The organism is Bradyrhizobium sp. NBAIM01, from assembly GCF_020194115.1.
GTDB lineage: Bacteria > Pseudomonadota > Alphaproteobacteria > Rhizobiales > Xanthobacteraceae > Bradyrhizobium > Bradyrhizobium yuanmingense.
This window is the reverse complement of sequence record NZ_JADYVU010000003.1, coordinates 422,030-440,536: the sequence shown is the minus strand read 5'-3', so window position 1 is coordinate 440,536 and position 18,507 is coordinate 422,030. Positions and strand designations below refer to the sequence as shown.

At 63.7% G+C, this 18,507-nt stretch carries 16 protein-coding genes; 5 read left to right on the top strand and 11 right to left on the bottom strand.

The window, feature by feature from the left end:
- Positions 1-104: 104 nt before the first annotated feature.
- Positions 105-1,010 carry a tetratricopeptide repeat protein gene (locus I6F31_RS12820; protein ID WP_225147595.1) on the bottom strand — a complete coding sequence of 302 codons (906 nt, stop codon included), beginning with the start codon at positions 1,008-1,010 and terminating at the stop codon, positions 105-107.
- Positions 1,011-1,075: 65 nt separating this feature from the next.
- The gene (locus I6F31_RS12815) at positions 1,076-1,702 is read right to left on the bottom strand and encodes a FecR family protein (protein ID WP_346656482.1); all 627 of its coding nucleotides are present in this window, start codon (positions 1,700-1,702) and stop codon (positions 1,076-1,078) included.
- A 409-nt stretch (positions 1,703-2,111) separates the two neighbouring features.
- On the opposite strand from I6F31_RS12815, the gene I6F31_RS12810 reads away from it, so the two are divergent.
- On the top strand, positions 2,112-6,203 hold the full coding sequence (locus I6F31_RS12810) for a VCBS domain-containing protein (RefSeq protein ID WP_225185488.1): 4,092 nt from the start codon (positions 2,112-2,114) through the stop codon (positions 6,201-6,203).
- Positions 6,204-6,224: 21 nt separating this feature from the next.
- Here the strand turns inward: I6F31_RS12810 and I6F31_RS12805 are convergent, their stop codons facing one another.
- The 5 genes from I6F31_RS12805 to fliL all read right to left on the bottom strand — a co-directional run bounded on the left by I6F31_RS12805 (position 6,225) and on the right by fliL (position 9,941).
- Positions 6,225-6,422, bottom strand: coding sequence for a hypothetical protein (locus tag I6F31_RS12805; RefSeq protein ID WP_074448248.1), 198 nt, complete (start codon positions 6,420-6,422; stop codon positions 6,225-6,227).
- A 585-nt stretch (positions 6,423-7,007) separates the two neighbouring features.
- Positions 7,008-7,769: a flagellar protein FlbB gene (locus I6F31_RS12800; RefSeq protein ID WP_036013086.1), complete on the bottom strand. Its 762-nt coding sequence runs from the start codon at positions 7,767-7,769 to the stop codon at positions 7,008-7,010.
- Between the two features lie 9 nt (positions 7,770-7,778).
- Positions 7,779-8,225, bottom strand: coding sequence for a DUF6468 domain-containing protein (locus I6F31_RS12795; protein WP_074448249.1), 447 nt, complete (start codon positions 8,223-8,225; stop codon positions 7,779-7,781).
- Complete coding sequence (gene fliM, locus I6F31_RS12790) at positions 8,222-9,424, bottom strand: flagellar motor switch protein FliM (RefSeq protein ID WP_036027916.1); 1,203 nt, start codon at positions 9,422-9,424, stop codon at positions 8,222-8,224. The genes I6F31_RS12795 and fliM overlap by 4 nt, the downstream gene beginning before the upstream one ends.
- Positions 9,425-9,443: 19 nt before the next feature.
- Positions 9,444-9,941: a flagellar basal body-associated protein FliL gene (gene fliL, locus I6F31_RS12785; protein WP_036027917.1), complete on the bottom strand. Its 498-nt coding sequence runs from the start codon at positions 9,939-9,941 to the stop codon at positions 9,444-9,446.
- Between the two features lie 383 nt (positions 9,942-10,324).
- On the opposite strand from fliL, the gene flgF reads away from it, so the two are divergent.
- The 4 genes from flgF to flgH are packed head-to-tail and all read left to right on the top strand — an operon-like array spanning position 10,325 to position 13,801.
- Complete coding sequence (flgF, locus tag I6F31_RS12780; protein ID WP_036027918.1) at positions 10,325-11,086, top strand: flagellar basal-body rod protein FlgF; 762 nt, start codon at positions 10,325-10,327, stop codon at positions 11,084-11,086.
- A 16-nt stretch (positions 11,087-11,102) separates the two neighbouring features.
- Positions 11,103-11,891, top strand: coding sequence for a flagellar basal-body rod protein FlgG (gene flgG / locus I6F31_RS12775; protein WP_036013098.1), 789 nt, complete (start codon positions 11,103-11,105; stop codon positions 11,889-11,891).
- A gap of 10 nt (positions 11,892-11,901) precedes the next feature.
- A complete protein-coding gene (gene flgA / locus I6F31_RS12770; RefSeq protein ID WP_225185487.1) occupies positions 11,902-13,032 on the top strand; it encodes a flagellar basal body P-ring formation chaperone FlgA in 1,131 nt (376 codons plus the stop codon).
- 4 nt (positions 13,033-13,036) lie between these two features.
- A complete protein-coding gene (gene flgH / locus I6F31_RS12765; protein WP_036027919.1) occupies positions 13,037-13,801 on the top strand; it encodes a flagellar basal body L-ring protein FlgH in 765 nt (254 codons plus the stop codon).
- Between the two features lie 134 nt (positions 13,802-13,935).
- Here the strand turns inward: flgH and I6F31_RS12760 are convergent, their stop codons facing one another.
- The 4 genes from I6F31_RS12760 to dksA form a co-directional block, all read right to left on the bottom strand.
- Entirely contained in the window at positions 13,936-15,102 is a 1,167-nt protein-coding gene (locus tag I6F31_RS12760; RefSeq protein WP_225185486.1) for a PcfJ domain-containing protein, read from the bottom strand.
- A 507-nt stretch (positions 15,103-15,609) separates the two neighbouring features.
- Entirely contained in the window at positions 15,610-16,389 is a 780-nt protein-coding gene (locus tag I6F31_RS12755) for a fumarylacetoacetate hydrolase family protein (protein ID WP_225185485.1), read from the bottom strand.
- 83 nt (positions 16,390-16,472) lie between these two features.
- Entirely contained in the window at positions 16,473-17,501 is a 1,029-nt protein-coding gene (locus tag I6F31_RS12750) for an aldehyde reductase (RefSeq protein ID WP_225185484.1), read from the bottom strand.
- Between the two features lie 455 nt (positions 17,502-17,956).
- Positions 17,957-18,322 carry an RNA polymerase-binding protein DksA gene (dksA, locus tag I6F31_RS12745; RefSeq protein WP_085966600.1) on the bottom strand — a complete coding sequence of 122 codons (366 nt, stop codon included), beginning with the start codon at positions 18,320-18,322 and terminating at the stop codon, positions 17,957-17,959.
- Positions 18,323-18,507: the final 185 nt, after the last annotated feature.

Below are 18,507 nucleotides of genomic sequence, written 5' to 3'. Positions count from 1 at the left end.
GGAACAGCATGCCGTGCCGGATGGAGCGGGGGCCGTTCCGCGAGTTTGAATTTGAGACGCAGGCGGTTAAGCAGTTGTTAACGGCTGCACGATGTCGCGGCCTGTCAGTCCCTTTGCGGCACCCCATAGCGGACAAAATCTTCGGCGATTCCGGCCTCGATCCTTCTGGCCGCCGAGATATCGCTATTGCCGCCGTCTGTGTCGCCGAGCTTGAATCTGGCGACCCCGCGACCGTACAGCGCGCTCGCCAGCTTGGGGGCGTACCGCAGCGCCGCGTTGTAGTCGTCGATAGCCGCGGAGAGTTGTCCCATTTTCAGATTTATCAGGGCTCGCGAATCGTATATCGCGGCGTTACCCGCTCCCGATCGAAGCACCATCTCGCAATCCTCCATCGCAGCCTGCAAGGCGCCGAGGATGGCCCGGGCCCAACAGCGTCCGCTCCAGGCCGCCTCCAGCTTCGGGTCAAGGCGAATTGCTTCGTCATAGTCCTGCGCTGCACGGTCGTACGCATTCCTCTTCAAGAACGCTGCCGCACGGTTGGCAAAGGCAGTGGCATAGTTGGGGTTGAGCTTCAGCGCCTCCTGAAAAGCGCCAAGGGCAAGGTCGTGCGAGCCCGTCCTCAGATAGGCCACTCCGAGGTTGTTGAAGGCCTTCGCATAATTCGGGTTATGCCGGGTCGCTGCGACGAAATCCTTGATCGCGCCTTCGTAGTCGGCTTTGGCGCTATGGGCATTGCCCCTGTTGTTGTGGGCGACGGCAAAGCCATTTGTGCTCCCCTCGCCCGCATCGATAAAGGCCGTGCAGGCCTCGATGCGAGCTTCGGGCGAGACCCGATCTGACCCGTTACATAGCTCGATATTCTTGAGTGAGCTGCTCTTCTTCGACGTCTGCGCCAAGCCTGACGAACCGGAGAGTCCAACGATCAGAATGAGCATCCCTGCCCTGATGACACTGGCCCGTGCGATTTTCACACCAAGCGCCGAACTCCGCGAGCGAAACGAAGCACTCATGTTGCGTCTCTCTGCCGGGCCGGACGCTGCGCCGGCATCACGGCGGCTTCGGCCGAGCAAACTTCTCAGCATCCCCGACAGATAATGAGCCTGCGATTGGCGCTTCGATCGGGCTCCGGCGCCGCGCCGGCCGGCGGCTTCTTCAGGACCTTGCTTTTGCCCTCTTCGATCAGCGTCGAAAATTTGGCTGACCCGTCATCAGAAATCTCGATGTGCGGCGTCGTACCTCGGATCCCCAACGTGGCAACGGGCGTATCGACCTTCATATCGCCGGTCTTCGCAACATTGCCCGCAACAAAAGTGAACGTTCCCTTGGCAAGACTGAACAGGGTCGCGTTGGACTTGCCGGCCGGCTCATACACATAGTGATCCAGCACCATACGGGCGTTGCTCGATAAATTGAACGAGCTGCCGTCGCTAAGATTTATTCCGACCCGGCCGTCGTCTCCGGTCAGCACCACGTCACCAAGATATACGGGATCACCCCTCTTGGCCTGGCCGGACTCACTTGAGACATTCGCTTGAACGATCACTGCGCCCGCATGTTCGATCGTGACGGAGCCTGTGGCCGTCGCCACCTTCCCGATCGGTTTGGAAGACGAGCTGGCGACGGCGGGCCCGGTGGAATCGACTTGCGCTTGAGCCGCACTCGGCGAGAAATTGGCTAGCGCCAAGACCAAGCCGGTCGCCAAAGCGGCTGTCGTAGGTCTGCACATGATCCGCCCTTTCCGAGAAGATCCTATCGACTAGCGGCGGCTCATTTCTTGAACCGCTCTTGAACCGCGAAGCGCGGTCGCAATAAATAAATTTCTTGTTTAATAATTTTAATCGTCCTAATTTACCATAACGCTACGGAAGCGCCACAAATTAAATAAGCTCTCGTTTGTCAATTTAATCACTTTAGCGGGAGGGATACGCGCCGGGAATGGCATTACGCGCCGCCGTCCCCGCGCCATGCGTCTCTCTGGCCCAGACTTGATGATTTTCGGCGGCAAGCCTTCGGCTGCCAGCGCCCAGGATATTTGTCCCTTGGCGAGGGCCGCCCCGAAAGACCATGGCAGCACGCCGAGCCTGAATTAATCACCCAGGCGAGGTCGAGCCATGTTGGTTGCATCCGATGTCCAGGTTGGCAATAGGGCCGCCGCGGCCCTGCCCGTCCAAATCATTGGCCATATTCATACAGCGATCGGCTGCGGTACGCTCACGCGAGCCAGTGGCGTCGCCACACAGGCCGTAGCCGGCGCGCCTGTCTACCGGGCTGACGTGATAGAGACTGACGCCGACGGACAGATCACGATTCGCATTGTCGACGGTACTTTCTTCAACATCTCCTGCGACACTCGCCTCGCGCTGAGCGAATTCGTCTTCGACGTCGAAGGCACGCCACCTACAGCCCTGTTCGACGTGACCCGAGGCAGCTTCAGTTTCGTACCAGGTCGGCTGGCAGAAACCGGGTCTCTCCAGCTGAATACGCCAATTGCAGGCATTCGCGCCCGAAGTCACGCGGGCGGTTTCGGAATGCTGACGCTTGCAGCATTGACTTTCTCGGTTGCGGAGAATGCCGAGGCCGCGGACCCGGACGTCACATTCCTGGATGACGACTCCATCACTTACAAGGACCTTGCGCACGGCGCATTTGAGCTCGTGACCAAGGAGCCGATCCCACGGCACATCATCGTCGATGATCCCGGCGAAACGATCATCGTCAAGAAAGTGGGATCCACCATCAGTGTCAATCAGGTCGCGAACTCGGCCGCTCGCATGGACGAGTTGCGCGCCGCACAGCAGGACGTGCTCGCCAATCTGGACGGACAGGGGCCGCATGGCTCGAGCACGCCTCCCTTCGTCAAAACCCAATCGCTGCAGCCGATCAATTTCATTCAGCCCGACCCGCCCTCGCTGCAGAATTTGCTGGCGCCTGTGTCGCCATTCGCCATTCCCGTTTTCGACCCCATACCGCCGACACTCAGCACCGGAGCGGGGCCGACCGAGCTCGATACGGTGGTGTTTGATACATTCACTGCGACGAGCGGAATCTTCGCTGCCAGCAGCACCAGCGGCAGCGCCAAGCTGACCTTTGGCGTCATAGGGGCAACCGCCGGCGAGACGGTCCTCGGCGGAGTGACATACGACCTGTCAAAGCCCGGTCCGTACGGAACGCTCTACGTCAACAGTACGAGCGGCGCCTACACGTTCGTGCCTGACAGCATCGCGATCAACGCGCTGAAGGCGCCCACGACCGACAGTTTCGTCATCACGGTTTCCGACGGCCTCAGTTCTGCGAGTCAGACGTTCACAGTCACCATCAACGGTGTCGACGACGCTGCAATCATCTCCGGCACCACGACCGGCTCGATCGTCGAGGCTGGCGGCATTGCCAATGGAACGCCCGGCACGCCGATTGCGACCGGCACGCTTTCCGATACCGACGTCGACGACCCACCAAATACGTTCACGGCCGTGAGTTCGCCAACGACGAGCACCGGCGGCTATGGCACCTTCACGATGACGGCTGCCGGCGTGTGGACCTACACCGTGGACAATTCGAACCTCGCAGTGCAGAGGCTCAATGCCGGCCAAACGCTAACCGACAGCTTCACGGTGACCACGATCGGAGGCACGCCCCAGGTGGTGACGATCACCATCCAGGGAGCCAGTGATGCAGCGGTCATCTCCGGCGACACGACCGGCGCCGTCATCGAGGCTGGCGGCGTCGCCAGTGCTAACCCCGGCACGCCCATCGCGACCGGCACCCTCACCGATACCGACGTGGACACGATCGCAAATGCATTCACGGCCGTCGGCTCGCCGACGCAGAGCGCCGCCGGCTACGGCACCTTCACCATGACGGCTGCCGGCGTGTGGACCTACACGCTCGACAACGCCAACGCTGCGGTGCAGGCGCTCAATACCGGCGAAACGCTGACCGACACGTTCACGGTGACCACTCTGGATGGAACCGCCCAAGTGGTGACGGTCACCATCCATGGCACCAACGATGCCGCCATCGTTTCCGGCACCACGACCGGTGCGGTGACCGAGGCCGGCGGCGTTGCCAATGCGACACCGGGCAGCCCGAGCGCAACCGGCACGCTGTTTGCCGCCGACGTCGACAATGCGTCCAATACCTTCACTGCGGTGAGTTCGCCCAAGGCAAGCACGAATGGTTATGGCACCTTTACGCTAACCGCCGCCGGCGCGTGGACCTACATGCTCGACAATGCGAGCGGCGCGGTGCAGGCGCTGAATGTCGGGGACACACTCACCGACAGTTTTACTGTCACGACCCTCGACGGCACGCTACAAGTGGTGACGATCACCATTCACGGCAGCAACGACGCGGCCCTCATTTCCGGCACCACGACCGGCTCAGTGACCGAGGCAGGAACCTTCTCGCCCGGCGCTCCCATCGCGACTGGCACGCTGACCGATACCGACGTCGACAACGCGCCGAATACGTTCACCGCGATCTCTTCACCGACCGCGAGCGACGACGGATACGGCACCTTCACGATGACCGCAGCCGGCGCATGGACGTACACCCTCGACAACAACAACAGCGTGGTTGAGGCTCTCGATTCCGGCGACACCCTGACCGACACATTCACGGTGACCGCGATCGACGGTACCACGCAGACGGTGACCGTCGCCATTCATGGCGCCAGCGATGCCGACCCCAACGATTTTGACAACCTGGCCACCGGATCCGTCGTGATCTCCGATCCTCCGAACGTGTACGGAACGCCGGGGAGCGAAACCATCGCCGGCGGCGGCGACACAGGTCAGGTCATCTATGCGGGAGCCGGCAGTGATACGGTCAATGGGACCGGCAAGACGGACGTTCTCTATGGCGGCTCAGGCAATGACACGATCAAGGGCAACGATGGCAATGATGCCATCTACGGCGGCTCGGGAAACGATACGGTAAACGGCAACAACGGCGCCGATACCATAACCGGCGGATTTGGTGCGGACCAACTCACCGGCAGCAATGGCAACGATCGTTTCGCATATTTGTTCGTTGCCGATTCCCGTGCCGGTCAGTTCGACACCATCACCGACTTCGCATCGGGAGCGGACAGGATCGACCTGACCGCCTTTGGCGCGCTCGGGTTTGCCATCCTGGCGTTGAGCTCAACCAACACGACGGTGCCGCCACATACGATCGCCTGGATCTATGACAGCGCGTCGAACGAAACCATCGTGTACGTCAACTCAACGGACCAGACCCTGCACATCGGCGATTCCAGTCTGCTCGAAATCCATTTGCAGGGGATTGCAACCGTCGATGCCTCGGACTTCATCCTGGCGCCAGCGGCGCCTGTAGTGGCGGTCGCCAGCGAGCTGACCGACCTCACCGCAACCCTGCAGAGTGATGCGGCCGGGCTAATGACGATCACTTCCGAAATCTCGTCCGACTCCGGAAGCGGCGACGGCACGCTCCTCGCAGAGAGTCCGGACATCCAGTCAAGCGAGCCGCTCCACAACCTGGATACGCCTTCGGACCAGATCGAACAAACTGAATATTCGAGCATCTCCAGTTCGGACCCGATGCAAACGCCCTCGACCGAAACACTCGCTATTGTTGCGGTAGCTCCTTCGGGCAGCGGACCGTCTACGATGTCGCAATACGTCGCCGCACCGACGGAGGCCAGTTTTGTCTTCGACCACCTGGCCGGTCCCGACACAGCATTGCTGGCCAAAAGTGGCGCGATTGCTGGAAGCGGCCACATGCCTGACATTGCCATCGCCGCGCTGAATTTTGACCAGAATGCCGCCGAACAGCACGCCGGGCGCGGGCTTGCACCGGGGAACAATGCCGGGAATCACGGCGCCTCGCCTCAAGGAAACGCCGACGAGGCGGCGCATGCCCACGGTCGTGCCAACGATGGAATGGCAGAGGCGACGCTCAATCCGAGCCTTCTGAAGTCGTCGAGCGGAGGCGCCAACCATTCGCTTGCAAGCGAGACGCAACAGCTCGGCGAGTCGTTCAAGTTCAAGGATAACGCTTCGCAGGGCTCACAGCACAGCGTGGTGCCGGATCATCTAGACCTCGCCGGTCATCCCGGCCACGCTGGAGGATTCCACGGGCTCGAACTGGCGTTCACGCCTGAACCATCTCCGCCCGATGTTGATCCGCCTCATGGCCCAAGTCCGGCTCACGGCCACGGCTTGCACGATCTGATCTTGTGACGCCCCGAGCCAATGGGCTCTTCAGTGTTGCGTCCCGGCGCCATCGGGCGCCGAGGAGCTCTCTTCGCCAAGAGAAGATTGATCATCGTTGCCGGCCTCGCCATCCGGCGGCGCGGCATGCTGATGGCTTAGCGCGGATGTCCATGCGGATGTCATCGCCGCTATGAGCATCCGGTTGACGGCCTCGATGACGCGTTCTGCTGCGGACGAGTAGTTCATGGCCTCCTCCTGCGCTGCCGACTGCGAATGACCGAAGCGTAGGACGGCGCCTTGAGCACCACTGTACGCCACTTCACACCTGCGCGCGTCAAGTCATCGCAGTCCCGGAGGATGCCGCCTGCCCCGGCTGCATCCGCCACGGGTTCTGATTTCCACCTTGACGGGTTGCTGAGCGCGCGCACTCACAACCTTCGGCTCGTTGCGGTTCGCGCGCGACTCTGAATCAGATGTGAATCTCGGCGATGCAAATCGCATTGGTTAGCTCTGGGGGTAATCAATGAGCGGAGAAGCCGGTTGCATTGTGTGTAGCAGAGCAAGAGCGGTCGTCGCGATCGTCCCGATTGCAAGAGGATATGCCCTGAAGACATATGAATGTGCCTGTTGCCACAGCACCCTGCAGCTCGTGACCCGCGTCTCAAAGGCGGCGCTGATCAAGCAGCAGGTCAATATCCTCGCCCAGATGGAGCAGCAGTTGCGCCCGCCTGTTCGCAGGGTGCAACAGGCCTTCGCGAATTAGGCGCACGAGGCATTTCTCTGGGCTTCAGTCGACAGCGCGCGGATTGAAAGCGCGCTTCTCCTCGAGCCTCAATTCGGCTTTTGCGTCGGCTTGCCGTCGATCTTGGGCAATTCGCCGGCCGAGGCGGACTGATCGCCGCCGCCATTGGCGCGGCGGGCCATCTCGACGGTCAGCCGCTCGGCGGCTTCCGATGACATCAGGCCCAGGATGTCCGACATCTTGCGCGGCGCGATCGCCGAGGCGATCTCGATCAGCACGCCCATTTCGAGCCGGTCGAACACCCGCGCGGCATCCTTGGGCTTCATGCCCTCGTACATGGTCACGAGGCCCTTCATGCGCTGGGCTTCGGCGGCCTTCTGCTCGGCCTGGGTCGCGGAGATGCGGGTTTCCACCGCCTTCATCTCCTCGACCTTGGTCTCGATGCGCTTCTCGGCCGACTTGAGCAGGCTTTCGCGGATGTCGATCTCGCGCTGGCGCGCCTCGATCTCCTGACGCCGCGCCTGCAACCGTTCCAGGATCGCGCGCTCCGCGGCCGAGACCTGCGGCTGCCCCTCGTCGATCTTGACGACGGTGCCACCCTCCATCTTGGTCTCGGGCGCTGCCGGCTTAGGTGCTTCCTTCGGCGCAGGGGTCGAGCCGGTGATGTCGGGATCCTCGCGGCCGGTCGGGAAATTCAGGTTCTCTTCCGCCCAGGATTTCTTGCCCTGGTTCGGCTTGTAGTCGAAGACATAGCCGCCGTTGATCGCAAGGCCCGCCACCTTCAGCGTGGCGAGGCCGGCAACGGCGACCAGGACGACCGGAATGACGCGGATGTTACGAAAGGACTTCATACCCAGGCTTCATGCGGCAAGGCCGTTGGATCGTCGGCGCTCGGAGAAGGCTTCGGCGGCCGCCGCCACCGCCTTCGCGGACGACGGCTTGGGCGCGGGCGCGGCGACCGTCTCCGGATTGGTGACGGGACGCGCGGCGATCGCGATCTTGGACAGGCGCCGCACCACGTTGTCGGCCTCGCCGAGCTGCTTGTAGAGCTGATCCGACATCTGCGTCGCGGCGGCGAGCTGGCTGCCGAGGTTCTCGTTGACGTCGCGCACGGCGAGCTTCAGCCCGCCGATCGCGCGCTCGGCAATCTCGGTCGCGGTGATCAGCTCGGCGATGACGGCCTTCAGCGAATGCTCGTCCGCCTTCAGCCGCCTCAAGCGCTTGTTGAGCGTGACGCAGTAGACGATCGTCAGCATCAGCAGGATAGCCACCAGCGTCTCGATCGCCATTCCCAGGGAGTGGTTCATGGGGCCTCCATCATCTTGTTCTGCTCGTCCACCTTCTCGAACATCGCAAGTGTCGTACTTGGCTTGCGCAAGGGTTTCGTCACACGGATCGCGACGCGGTCGCCGACCCGGCCCATCCGCCCCTCGGTCAGCGTGACGTCGCCGCAACGCACGGTGACGTTGGCGTCGGCGCGCATGTCGAGCGGCAGCGTGTCGCCGACCTTGAGCCGCATCAGCTGCTTGAGCGGAATGTCGGCCTCGTAGAGCACGGCGTCGACGGCGATCTCGGCCTGCACGATCTCGGTGGCGAAGTGGCCCTCCCAGACCGGGTCGCGGCCGAACTTTTCGCCCATGAACATCTGGAGCAGGACGCCCCGGATCGGCTCGATGGTCGCATAAGGCAGCAGCAGCTCGATGTTGCCGCCGCGGTCTTCCATGTCGATGCGCAGGCGCACCAGGATCGCGGCGTTGGCGGGACGGCTGATCGCGGCGAAACGCGGATTGGTCTCGAGCCGGTCGATCGAGAAGGTCACCGGCGACAGCGGCCGGAACGCCTGCTCGGCGTCGGCCAGCACCACCTCGACCAGCCGCTTGACCAGCTCGGTCTCGATCGTGGTGTAGGGCCGGCCCTCGATGCGCAGCTGGCTGGTGCCGCGGCGGCCGCCGAGCAGCACGTCGATCATCGAATAGATCAGGTTGGAATCGACCGTCGCCATGCCGAAGTTCTCCCACTCCTCGGCCTTGAAGACGGTGAGGACGGCGGGCAGCGGGATCGAGTTCATGTAATCGCCGAAGCGCACCGAGGTGATGCGGTCGAGCGAGACTTCGACGTTGTCGGAGGTGAAATTGCGCAAGGAGGTCGTCATCAACCGCACCAGGCGGTCGAAGACGATTTCGAGCATCGGCAGGCGCTCGTAGGAGACCATCGCCGAATCGATGATCGCGCGAATGCCGGAATGGTCGTCGAGCGTGACGTCACCGACGGTGAAGCCGAGGAGATTGTCGATCTCCTCCTGGGACAACACCCGCTCGCCGGAATTCTTGCCGGTGCCGAGATCGCGGCTGCCGTCCTCGACCATGGCGGCCCATTGCAGGGCCATCGTCTCCGATAGCTCGTTCTCGGCGGCAGCCTTTGCCGCCTCGGCGGGATCCTCGCTATCGAGCGAGGCCTCCCACTGGGCGGCAATTGCATCCTGGTCGACTTGGTCGTTGCCCGCCATGATCCCTAGTCCGTCATGCTCACTGGACCACGACTTCCTTGAACAGCACGGCGCTGACCTGGATCGGGGCGACCGCCGCGTTGACGCGCTTGGTCAGCTCCTCCTTGAGGCGGAAGATGCCGGCCGAACCGTTGAGGTCGGACGGGCGCAGCTCGCGCACATAGGTCTGGAAGATGTCGGTGACGCGCGGCATCGTCGGCTTGATCGCCTCGATCTGCTTCTCTTCCTTCAGCTCCAGCACGATCTTCAACCGCAGATATTGCACGCGCTCGCCGGGCGAACCGGCGAGGTTGACCATCAGGTCGGGAACGTCGACGAAGGCCGGCGGCTTCGGCGGCGGCGCGGCCTCGGCATGATGCTCATCGCCGCTATGACGGAAGAAGAAGAACCAGGTCGCAGCACCGCCGCCGAGCACGGCGAGCGCGCCGACGACCATGATGATGAGCTTGAGCTTGTTCTTCGGCGGAGCGGCTTCCGCGCCATCAGCGGCTGCGCCGCCTTCCTCGTTCTCTGCCATGGTTGCCGCGCCCGTTCATCTCTCAAAGGGGTCGAAAGAGCGAAGCCTCCTGGCAGACAATGACGCGATACGAATGCCCCAGCGCAATGCGCTCCTCTGATGCGCAAACGCTACGGTAATAATGGTTAACGGAATCTTTCGATTGGGCCGCCGCTAGGAAAAATCTGCCGGGCAAACATGGCTAACAGAACCTTTCTGCCGCCTGCTCGCGCCCCTCGAAAGTCGCCAACACATTGAAGTTACGTGATTTTCCTGATTGGCACGGCTTTCGCTGAGACAGGCCCGAGACCGCACGGCTTGGGAGAGCCCGACGGTCTCGGTCACGGGGTCCGCCAAGGCGCTTGGGAGAGCGAAATGGCAGATCCGCTCAGGGGAGATTTCCGATGCAGAACGCGCGTCTGATCGGCTTGTCACGGCAGATGACGTTGGAACGGCAGATGGATGTCATCGCCAACAACGTCGCCAATGCCAACACCAACGGCTTCAAGTCCGACCATTCGCTGTTCGAGGAATATCTGAACTCGAACGCGCGTGAGGACAATTTCATCGGCCGCGACCGCCGGGTCTCCTATGTCCACGACCGCGGCACCTTCCGCAACATCAGCCAGGGGCCGCTGGAGCCGACCAACAATCCGCTCGACATGGCGATCAACGGCGGCGCCTATTTCGCAGTGCAGGCCAACGGCGGCGAGTTTTATACCCGCGACGGCAAGTTCTCGCTCAACAGCACCGGCCAGCTCGTCACCGCCGACGGCAATCTCGTGCTTGGCAATGCCGGCCCGATCACCTTTCAGCCGACCGACCACGACATCAACGTCGCGCCCGACGGCACCGTCACGGTGCTCGAGGGCACGGCGCGGACCGACTCGATCCGCGGCAAGATCCGCATGGTCTCGTTCGACGATCCGGCCAAGCTGACCAAGCTCGGCGCCAATCTCTATGCCGCCGGCTCGGCGAACCAGCAGCCCGACACCAAGTCCACCCTGCAGCAGGGCTATGTCGAGAAGTCGAACGTGAATGCGGTCGGCGAGATGACCCGCATGGTCGAGGTGATGCGCAGCTACGCCGCGGTCGCCAACCTGCTGCAGCAGCAGAGCGACCTCCACAAATCGGCGATCGAGAAGCTCGCCGACGTTCCGGCCTGATTGAAGGAGAACTGAGATGCAGGCGCTTCACACCGCAGCGACCGGAATGGCGGCACAGGAACTCAACGTTCAGGTGATCTCCAACAACATCGCCAACCTCCGCACCACCGGCTTCAAGAAGCAGACGGCGGCGTTCCAAGACCTGATCTACGAGCACGTCCGCCGCGTCGGCGCCCAGTCGTCGGACCAGGGCACCATCCTGCCGGTCGGCGTCGACATCGGCGGCGGCGTCAAGACCGTCGGCACGCCACGCAGCATGACGCAAGGCACGCTGTCGCAGACCGGCAACGACCTCGACCTCGCCATCTCGGGCGAGGGCTTCTTCAAGATCCTGATGCCCGACGGCACCTTCCAGTACACCCGCGACGGCACCTTCCAGATGGACAATCAGGGCCGCGTCGTCACCGCGCAGGGCAATCCGGTGCAGCCCACCATCACCATTCCCAACAACGCCTCGGGCATCTCCGTGAGCGAGCAGGGCCAGGTCTCGGTGACGTTGCCGGGCTCAACCACCTCCTCGATCGTCGGCCAGATCGGCGTCACGCGCTTCATCAACAAGGCGGGCCTGCAGCCGGTCGGCAACAACCAGTTCACCGAGACGCCCTCGTCCGGCGCGCCGCAGGACGGCACCGCGAACACCGAAGGCTACGGCAAGCTCACGCAAGGCAGCCTGGAGCAGGCCAATGTCGACGTCGTCTCGGAGATGAGCGACCTGATCGCCGCCCAGCGCGCCTACGAGATGAACGCCAAGGTGATCAGCGCCGCCGACCAGATGATGCAATCGACCACGGCGCTGTTCCGCTGAGGTGATGACGATGATCCGCGCCACCCTCGCCGCCATCTCCATCCTTCTCGCGCTGGCCTTGCCGGCAGCGGCCGCCAACGATTTCATCGCCGCGCCGACGCTGCGCGCGAGCGTCACCGTGACCTCGGACGTGGTGCGGATCGGCGATCTCATCGACAACGCCGGATCGGCCGCGCTGATCCCGGTCTACCGCTCGCCCGATCTCGGCACCACCGGCACGCTGACGGTCGGCCAGGTGCTGTCGGTGCTGCGGGCCAAACAGGTGATCGGCGTCATGACCGGGGACATCAAGGAGGTCCAGGTCACCCGCCTCGCCCGCACGCTCGCGAGCAAGGATATCGAGAACGCCGTCGCCGCGGCGCTCGAGCGCCGCTTCGGCCTCGGAGACGCCGCCAACATCACCATCACGTTCGACCGCAGCGTCGCCGAGATGCGGCTGGACGCCTCCAACAGCGGCGCGCTGCAGCCGGTCGCAACCCGCTATGATGCCCGCAGCGGCCGTTTCGACATCGCCTTCGAGATTGCCAACGACGGCAATGCCGCGCCGACCAAGCTGCGCTTCACCGGCACCGCGATCGAGACGGTGGAGGTCGCCGTGCTGACCCGCGACATCGACCGCGCCGAGCTTCTGAAATCTTCCGACCTGTCGTTGGAGCGCCGGCCGAAGGCCGAGGTCACCGGCGAGCCTGCCTCGCGCGACCGCAGCATCGGCATGCAGCTGCGCCGAGCAATGCGCGCGGGCACGCCGATCCGCGCCGCCGACCTCGTCAAGCCCGACTTCGTGGTGCGCGACCAGGCCGTCACCATCATCTACCAGGTGCCCGGTCTCTATCTCACCACGCGCGGCAAGGCGATCGAGAGCGGTGCCGAGGGCGACACCGTTAGCGTGCTCAATCTGCACTCCAAGCGCACGCTGACCGGCATCGTGACCGGCCGCGGCCAGGTCACGGTGCAGGGCGCCAGCCAGTCCGCACCGATGGCACCGGCGGTCGAGCAGACCTCGTCGGTCAAGCGCGACCCCGTGCCGGCGGCCGCTGCCCTGGCGCAGAGCCTGGTCCAGGCACCCGCGTCCGCAGCCGAGATCGCCCAAGCCCAGATTCCGCAAGTCCGCCTCTCGCAAGCTCCAGCCAAGTCAGAGTAGATTCATGTCCACGTTCAGTTCGGCCTCCCGCCTTCGTCGCATCGCGATCTCTGCCCTGCTGCTTGCAATTTGCGCCTTGGCGAGCGGCTGCTCCTCGATCGACCGCCTGTCGCAGATCGGCGAGCAGCCGAAGCTGTCGGCGATCGACAACCCGACGACGCAGCCCGGCTACAAGCCGGTGCAGATGCCGATGCCCAAGCCTGAGGTCGCCTCCTACAATCCGAACTCGCTGTGGCGCAACGGCAGCCGCGCCTTCTTCAAGGACCAGCGCGCCCGCCAGGTCGGCGATCTCCTGACGGTAGCCGTGAACATCACCGACAAGGCCAACATCGAGAACGACACCTCGCGCAGCCGCAGCAACAAGGAAGATTCCGGGATCACGGACTTCATCGGCTCCCAGACGATCACCCAGGCCAACAAGATCCTCCCCGGCCGCATCCTGACCGCCGACTCGACCTCCTCGAGCGAGGGCAAGGGCAGCGTCGACCGCAAGGAAGCTCTGCAGACCAACGTCGCCGCGGTGGTGACCCAGGTGCTGCCGAACGGCAATTTGGTGGTCGAAGGCAAGCAGGAGATCCGCGTCAACTTCGAAATTCGCGAGCTGATCGTCGCCGGCATCGTCCGCCCCGAGGACATCCAGAGCGACAACACCATCGACTCCACCAAGATCGCCCAGGCCCGCATCGCCTATGGCGGCCGCGGCCAGATCACCGACGTGCAGCAGCCGCGCTACGGCCAGCAGGTCATGGACGTGCTGCTGCCCTTCTAAGCCCCTTCAAGAGCTCCCACATCGTGCTCGCGAACTAAAGGCGCGAACGACGATGTACTACGCGGCCCTCGCTAGCTCCCCTGGCGAGGGCCGCATGTATTTTGCCTGCGCCGCCGAAGCGGCGCAGGCTTCTCTCACAGCAGCATGATCCCGCGTGCTTGCGCCCATCGCTGGAGGATCTTGCACTCCTCGGCAAACGGCGGACGGTTCGCAAACCCACGAACCTGAACCGCCCTGGAACGGGTATCAAGCTCGATGGTCAGCAGCCGCTGGACGTCACCCGAGGCACGGCGACGGAGCGACCAGATCGAGGCATGCCCGGCAATGCACTTTGTCGCGTAAGTGGCGACGCAGTGACGCATGCTGCGCGTCTCAGCCACGAGATCGGCTGCCGTCCTCAACTGGATCACAACATATTCTTCGCGCTTGGCCCGGTCCTTGGACGACTTTGTCCATGACCAGTCCGCGATCGCTGCACCGAGCCAACGGTCCTCGCTCTGCTCGGGGCCTGCTGCCAGCCCCCGCGCACGGTTTCGCGCCGCCTCGGCGCGACGGCGTGCGGCCTCGATACGAGCAATGGCATCGAGATCGCGATGCCATTCGCGCATCTGCCGCCCAAGCGAGATCAGTGAACGCCCCTTGAGGGTGTACTCTGGATCACGCCGGTGGCAATCGGCGAGGTAGTCATGGAAGTCATCCATGTCCTCGACCGTGGTGGGTTGCGCGCAGAAGAAGCGCACCACCTCGCGCCAGAAGCGATGCTGAGCGCGCTGCGTCTGCGTGATCCTGGTGCGCGCGATCCGCATCGCAACAGCGGGATCGGTCGCATAGGAACGCGCAATCGCCTGCCAGATCGCAGCCTCGAAGCCGACCTTCCCCAACGGATTGAGGAAGGCATGGACCTCCTTGCGAGACAGCCATTCGGCCGCACCGGCGGCGTAGAGCGAACCGCCGCCGGCCGCCACGACATACCATCGCTTGCGCAACATGATCTCGTCGCGGCTCAGTCCCGCGCTGTCGATCCAGATCTGCTCCAGATGCTCAGCGACAGGATAGCGCGCAAAGAGATAGCGGGCGGCGCCAAGACGAAGACGCGCGGCGTCGCGAGTTTTCAGCTGCGGCTTCCATGCCGAAGCATCGCGAAGGATGTCCGCCTCGAAGCCACGCCTGGCCTCTTTGATTGCGTTCTCGAAATCCGGTGGAGGACGCGTCCGCTGCGACACGTGCCGCAGCGACAGCTCGTAGGCTTCAACCCGCGTGCGCTCGGCCTCCCGCCGGCGCTGAATCAATGACTGTGCCATTGTCGTTCAACATGATTGGATGACTGTCAGCCGGACGCACTGAGAGCGTCGGCACGGAATGTGTCGATCGCCACAAAGTACTCACGGCTGGTCTCCTCATTTTTGAACGCGCAGGTTGAATGGGACGGGGCTCATAGACCCGATTGCCGGCGGGCGCAAGATGCCTTTGTCGGGATGTGTCAGAAACTGCGTACCGCGAGGCAGGTCCGCGACATTATTGCAACGCCGCGACAACACACTCCGTCATTGCGAGCGCAGCGACTTGTCCGCCGAAGCCTTGGCGAAGGCGGAAGCAATCCAGAATCCCTCAACGGAGACAGACTGGATTGCTTCGTCGCGAGGGCTCCTCGCAACGACGGAAAAATGAAGGCAGAAGCGTGTGCCCCGTCATCGTCCGCGAAGGCGGACGATCCAGTATTCCGAGACGTCAGTGGTTAAATCGATTCTGCGCGGCGTACTGGATTCCCCGCCTTCGCGGAGAATGACTGCGGAGAGGACCAATGCCGCTCACGTAAACTCCGCCTCCACCACGCCGAGCCCGTCCAGCTCCATCCGCACCTTGTCGCCGGCCTTCAGCCACAGCGTCTTCACCAGGCTGCCGGTGAGCACGAGCTGCCCGGCGTGCAGCCCCTTGCCTTCGGCGGCGAGATGGTTGGCGAGCCAGGCGAGCGCGTTGTGGGGATGGCCGAGCACGTCGGCGCCGGTGCCGTGGCTGACCTCCTCGCCGTTGACGATGGCGCGGCCTTTGACCGCCTTGAGGTCCGGCACCAACGAGCGCGGGACCGAGGGACCCAGCACGCAGCCGGCGGCGAAGAAATCGTCGGCGATCAAGGTCGGCGCGCCCATCGTCTCCCATTTCACGTAGCGGTCGTCGACGATCTCGATGGCGGGATGATAGGACTCGACCGCCTCGCCGACCCATTCGGCCGTGAACGGCGCTTCGCCGGCGGCAAGATCCCGCTTCAGCCGCACCGCGATCTCGCATTCGACGCCGACCCGGACATAATTGGAGGCGGTGAGCTTGGCGCCGCTGTCATGGACGCCCTTCTGGAACACGCCGCCGCCGCAAGGATGCGGGATGCCGATATAGTCCTGCATCACCTGGCTGGTGCAGCCGATCTTGTAGCCGACGAGCGGGCCGACATGCGGCAGCAGCAGATCGTGCAGAGTGCGCTGGACCTGATAGCCCTCGGCTTCGTCCGCAGGAGGCCGCTCCAGCGCCGCAAGTGGGGCGTGGTTGCGGCGAGCCAGCGCGATCGCCTTTGCGGCTTCGAGAATCTTGTCCATCGGCGCCGCCTCCCACGCTACGCAGTCGAAGGGTGGCACTTCAGCATCCCCGCTCCGGCCTGACAAGCGCGGGCGGCATGCCCTCACCCCTTGACGAGGCCGAGCCGGATCAGGCTCTCGGCGGTCGCAAGGATCGCCTCCTCGTTGGAGCGGGCCTGCCAGCCGAGCAGCGACTTGGCCTTGGCGCTGGTGGAATGCCTGACTTTTCCGAGCATCGGCACGACCGCACGCAGCAGCGGAATCCGGCGCGCGGCCAGCCGCACCAGCCAGTCCGGCGCCTGGAGCCACGGAACCCGGCGCGCCCGCGGCCCGAGTTCCCGCCGCAGCACGCGGGCGATGTCGAGGATCGACATCGTCTCGCCGGAGACCGCGATGAAGCGCTCGCCTTTCGCCTCCGGCGCAGTCATCGCCCGCAGGTGCAGCTCGGCGACGTCGCGGACGTCGACCACGCCGAAATAGACCCGCGGCACGGCCGGCATGGCGCCGTCGAGCAGCGATCTGACGATCTCGATCGAGCCGGAAAAGTCCGGCCCCAGCACGGGCCCGAGAATGCCGGCGGGGTTGATCACCGACAGCTCCAGCCCATCGCCCTCGCGCGCGACGAAATCCCAAGCCGCCCGCTCGGCCAGCGTCTTGGACTTGACGTAGGGTTGGCCGTCGACACCGGCGAGATTGGTCCATTCGGTCTCATCGAACGGCTTGTCGCGCGGCGGATGGCCATAGCCGATCGCGCCCAGCGACGAGGTGATGACGACTCTCTTGACACCGGCCGCGCGCGCGGCCCGGAGCACCCGGATCGTTCCGTCGCGGGCGGGGATGATCATCTCGTTCTCGTCCGTGGGGACGGTGGTCGAGAGCGGGGACGCCACATGGAGAACGTAGTCGCAGCCCGCGACCGCCGCCGCCCAGCCGTCGTCCCGGGTCAGATCGGCGGTGACGAAGGCCACGCTCTCGGGCGTCGCCGCCTCGCCCTCGCGCAGCATGGCGGGCACATCGGCCTGGCGCTCTGGCCGGCGCACCGTCGTCCGCACGGCATGGCCGGCGGCCAGAAGTTGCAGGACGACATGGATGCCGACGAAGCCCGACCCGCCGGTGACCAGAACAGTGCTCATGACCCACGTTCCCCGCAAGCTGGAGACTCTGTTAGCGCTGAAGAACGGCGCGCTTCGTGTTGGCGCCTTTGCGGCGCTCGATCGGCGTACGGCCTGCTGCCGGCGTTTAAGGAAATATTGAGCTGGCCCAGGCTTAATGGGGATACCCGGCTTGGGACGTCGCAGCAGGCCTGATTGCAGCGATGCTTGATGCAGCTGGATCAGCGTCTCAACTTCAGAGTTGATCTCGTTGATGCGACTCGCAAAATCTCCCGCACCTGAAGTGAAGGCTGTTTCTCATCCGAACTCACGTGAGCTCGGAGCAATCCGGTCTAGCCCGTTGATCGCGATTCACTTTTCGCGATCGCGCTGTCGCCATGGTGGGCGCGACGGCAAGCTGTGGGCAATATGCGGAGCATGGCGCGAAATGGCGCCTGCGTCCAAAAACAAAGAGCCGCATCTCTGCGGCTCGGACCTTATTCGTCGCGATAGACCTTCTCGCGTTTCTCGTGGCGCTCCTGCGCTTCCACCGAGAGCGTCGCGATGGGCCGGGCCTCGAGCCGCTTCAACGAGATCGGCTCGCCGGTTTCCTCGCAATAGCCGTAGGTGTTGTCCTCGATACGCTGGAGCGCGGCATCGATCTTGGCGATCAATTTGCGCTGGCGGTCGCGGGCGCGGAGTTCGATGGCACGGTCGGTTTCGGACGAGGCCCGATCGGCGAGATCGGGGTGGTTCACGTTCTCCTCCTGCAGAGCCTGCAGGGTGAGCTTGGATTCTTTGAGGATCTCATCCTTCCAGGCGAGGAGCTTCAAACGGAAGTACTCCTTCTGCCGGTCGTTCATGAAAGGCTCTTTGTCGGTCGGTCGGTAGTTTTTCAACTTTTCCAAGGGAGGCCTATCTTCTTAAGCAACGACTCGCGGACGGACCGGGGTCCGTTGAGCCGGGCCTTATATAGTGGCCTCCCGTGACAGACAATATTTCCCTCACCGCCCGATCCGCGCCCCCAAGCCCTTGCACAGGAAGGTTT

Coding starts and splice junctions, on each gene's coding strand:
- fliM (WP_036027916.1), bottom strand. CDS start 9,424: ATGGCGGGCAACGACCAAGTCGACCAGGATGCAATTGCCGCCCAGTGG.
- I6F31_RS12755 (WP_225185485.1), bottom strand. CDS start 16,389: ATGGACAAGATTCTCGAAGCCGCAAAGGCGATCGCGCTGGCTCGCCGC.
- flgG (WP_036013098.1), top strand. CDS start 11,103: ATGCAGGCGCTTCACACCGCAGCGACCGGAATGGCGGCACAGGAACTC.
- I6F31_RS12750 (WP_225185484.1), bottom strand. CDS start 17,501: ATGAGCACTGTTCTGGTCACCGGCGGGTCGGGCTTCGTCGGCATCCAT.
- I6F31_RS12805 (WP_074448248.1), bottom strand. CDS start 6,422: ATGAACTACTCGTCCGCAGCAGAACGCGTCATCGAGGCCGTCAACCGG.
- I6F31_RS12820 (WP_225147595.1), bottom strand. CDS start 1,010: ATGAGTGCTTCGTTTCGCTCGCGGAGTTCGGCGCTTGGTGTGAAAATC.
- I6F31_RS12810 (WP_225185488.1), top strand. CDS start 2,112: ATGTTGGTTGCATCCGATGTCCAGGTTGGCAATAGGGCCGCCGCGGCC.
- flgA (WP_225185487.1), top strand. CDS start 11,902: ATGATCCGCGCCACCCTCGCCGCCATCTCCATCCTTCTCGCGCTGGCC.
- flgH (WP_036027919.1), top strand. CDS start 13,037: ATGTCCACGTTCAGTTCGGCCTCCCGCCTTCGTCGCATCGCGATCTCT.
- flgF (WP_036027918.1), top strand. CDS start 10,325: ATGCAGAACGCGCGTCTGATCGGCTTGTCACGGCAGATGACGTTGGAA.
- I6F31_RS12795 (WP_074448249.1), bottom strand. CDS start 8,225: ATGAACCACTCCCTGGGAATGGCGATCGAGACGCTGGTGGCTATCCTG.
- fliL (WP_036027917.1), bottom strand. CDS start 9,941: ATGGCAGAGAACGAGGAAGGCGGCGCAGCCGCTGATGGCGCGGAAGCC.
- I6F31_RS12760 (WP_225185486.1), bottom strand. CDS start 15,102: ATGGCACAGTCATTGATTCAGCGCCGGCGGGAGGCCGAGCGCACGCGG.
- I6F31_RS12800 (WP_036013086.1), bottom strand. CDS start 7,769: ATGAAGTCCTTTCGTAACATCCGCGTCATTCCGGTCGTCCTGGTCGCC.
- dksA (WP_085966600.1), bottom strand. CDS start 18,322: ATGAACGACCGGCAGAAGGAGTACTTCCGTTTGAAGCTCCTCGCCTGG.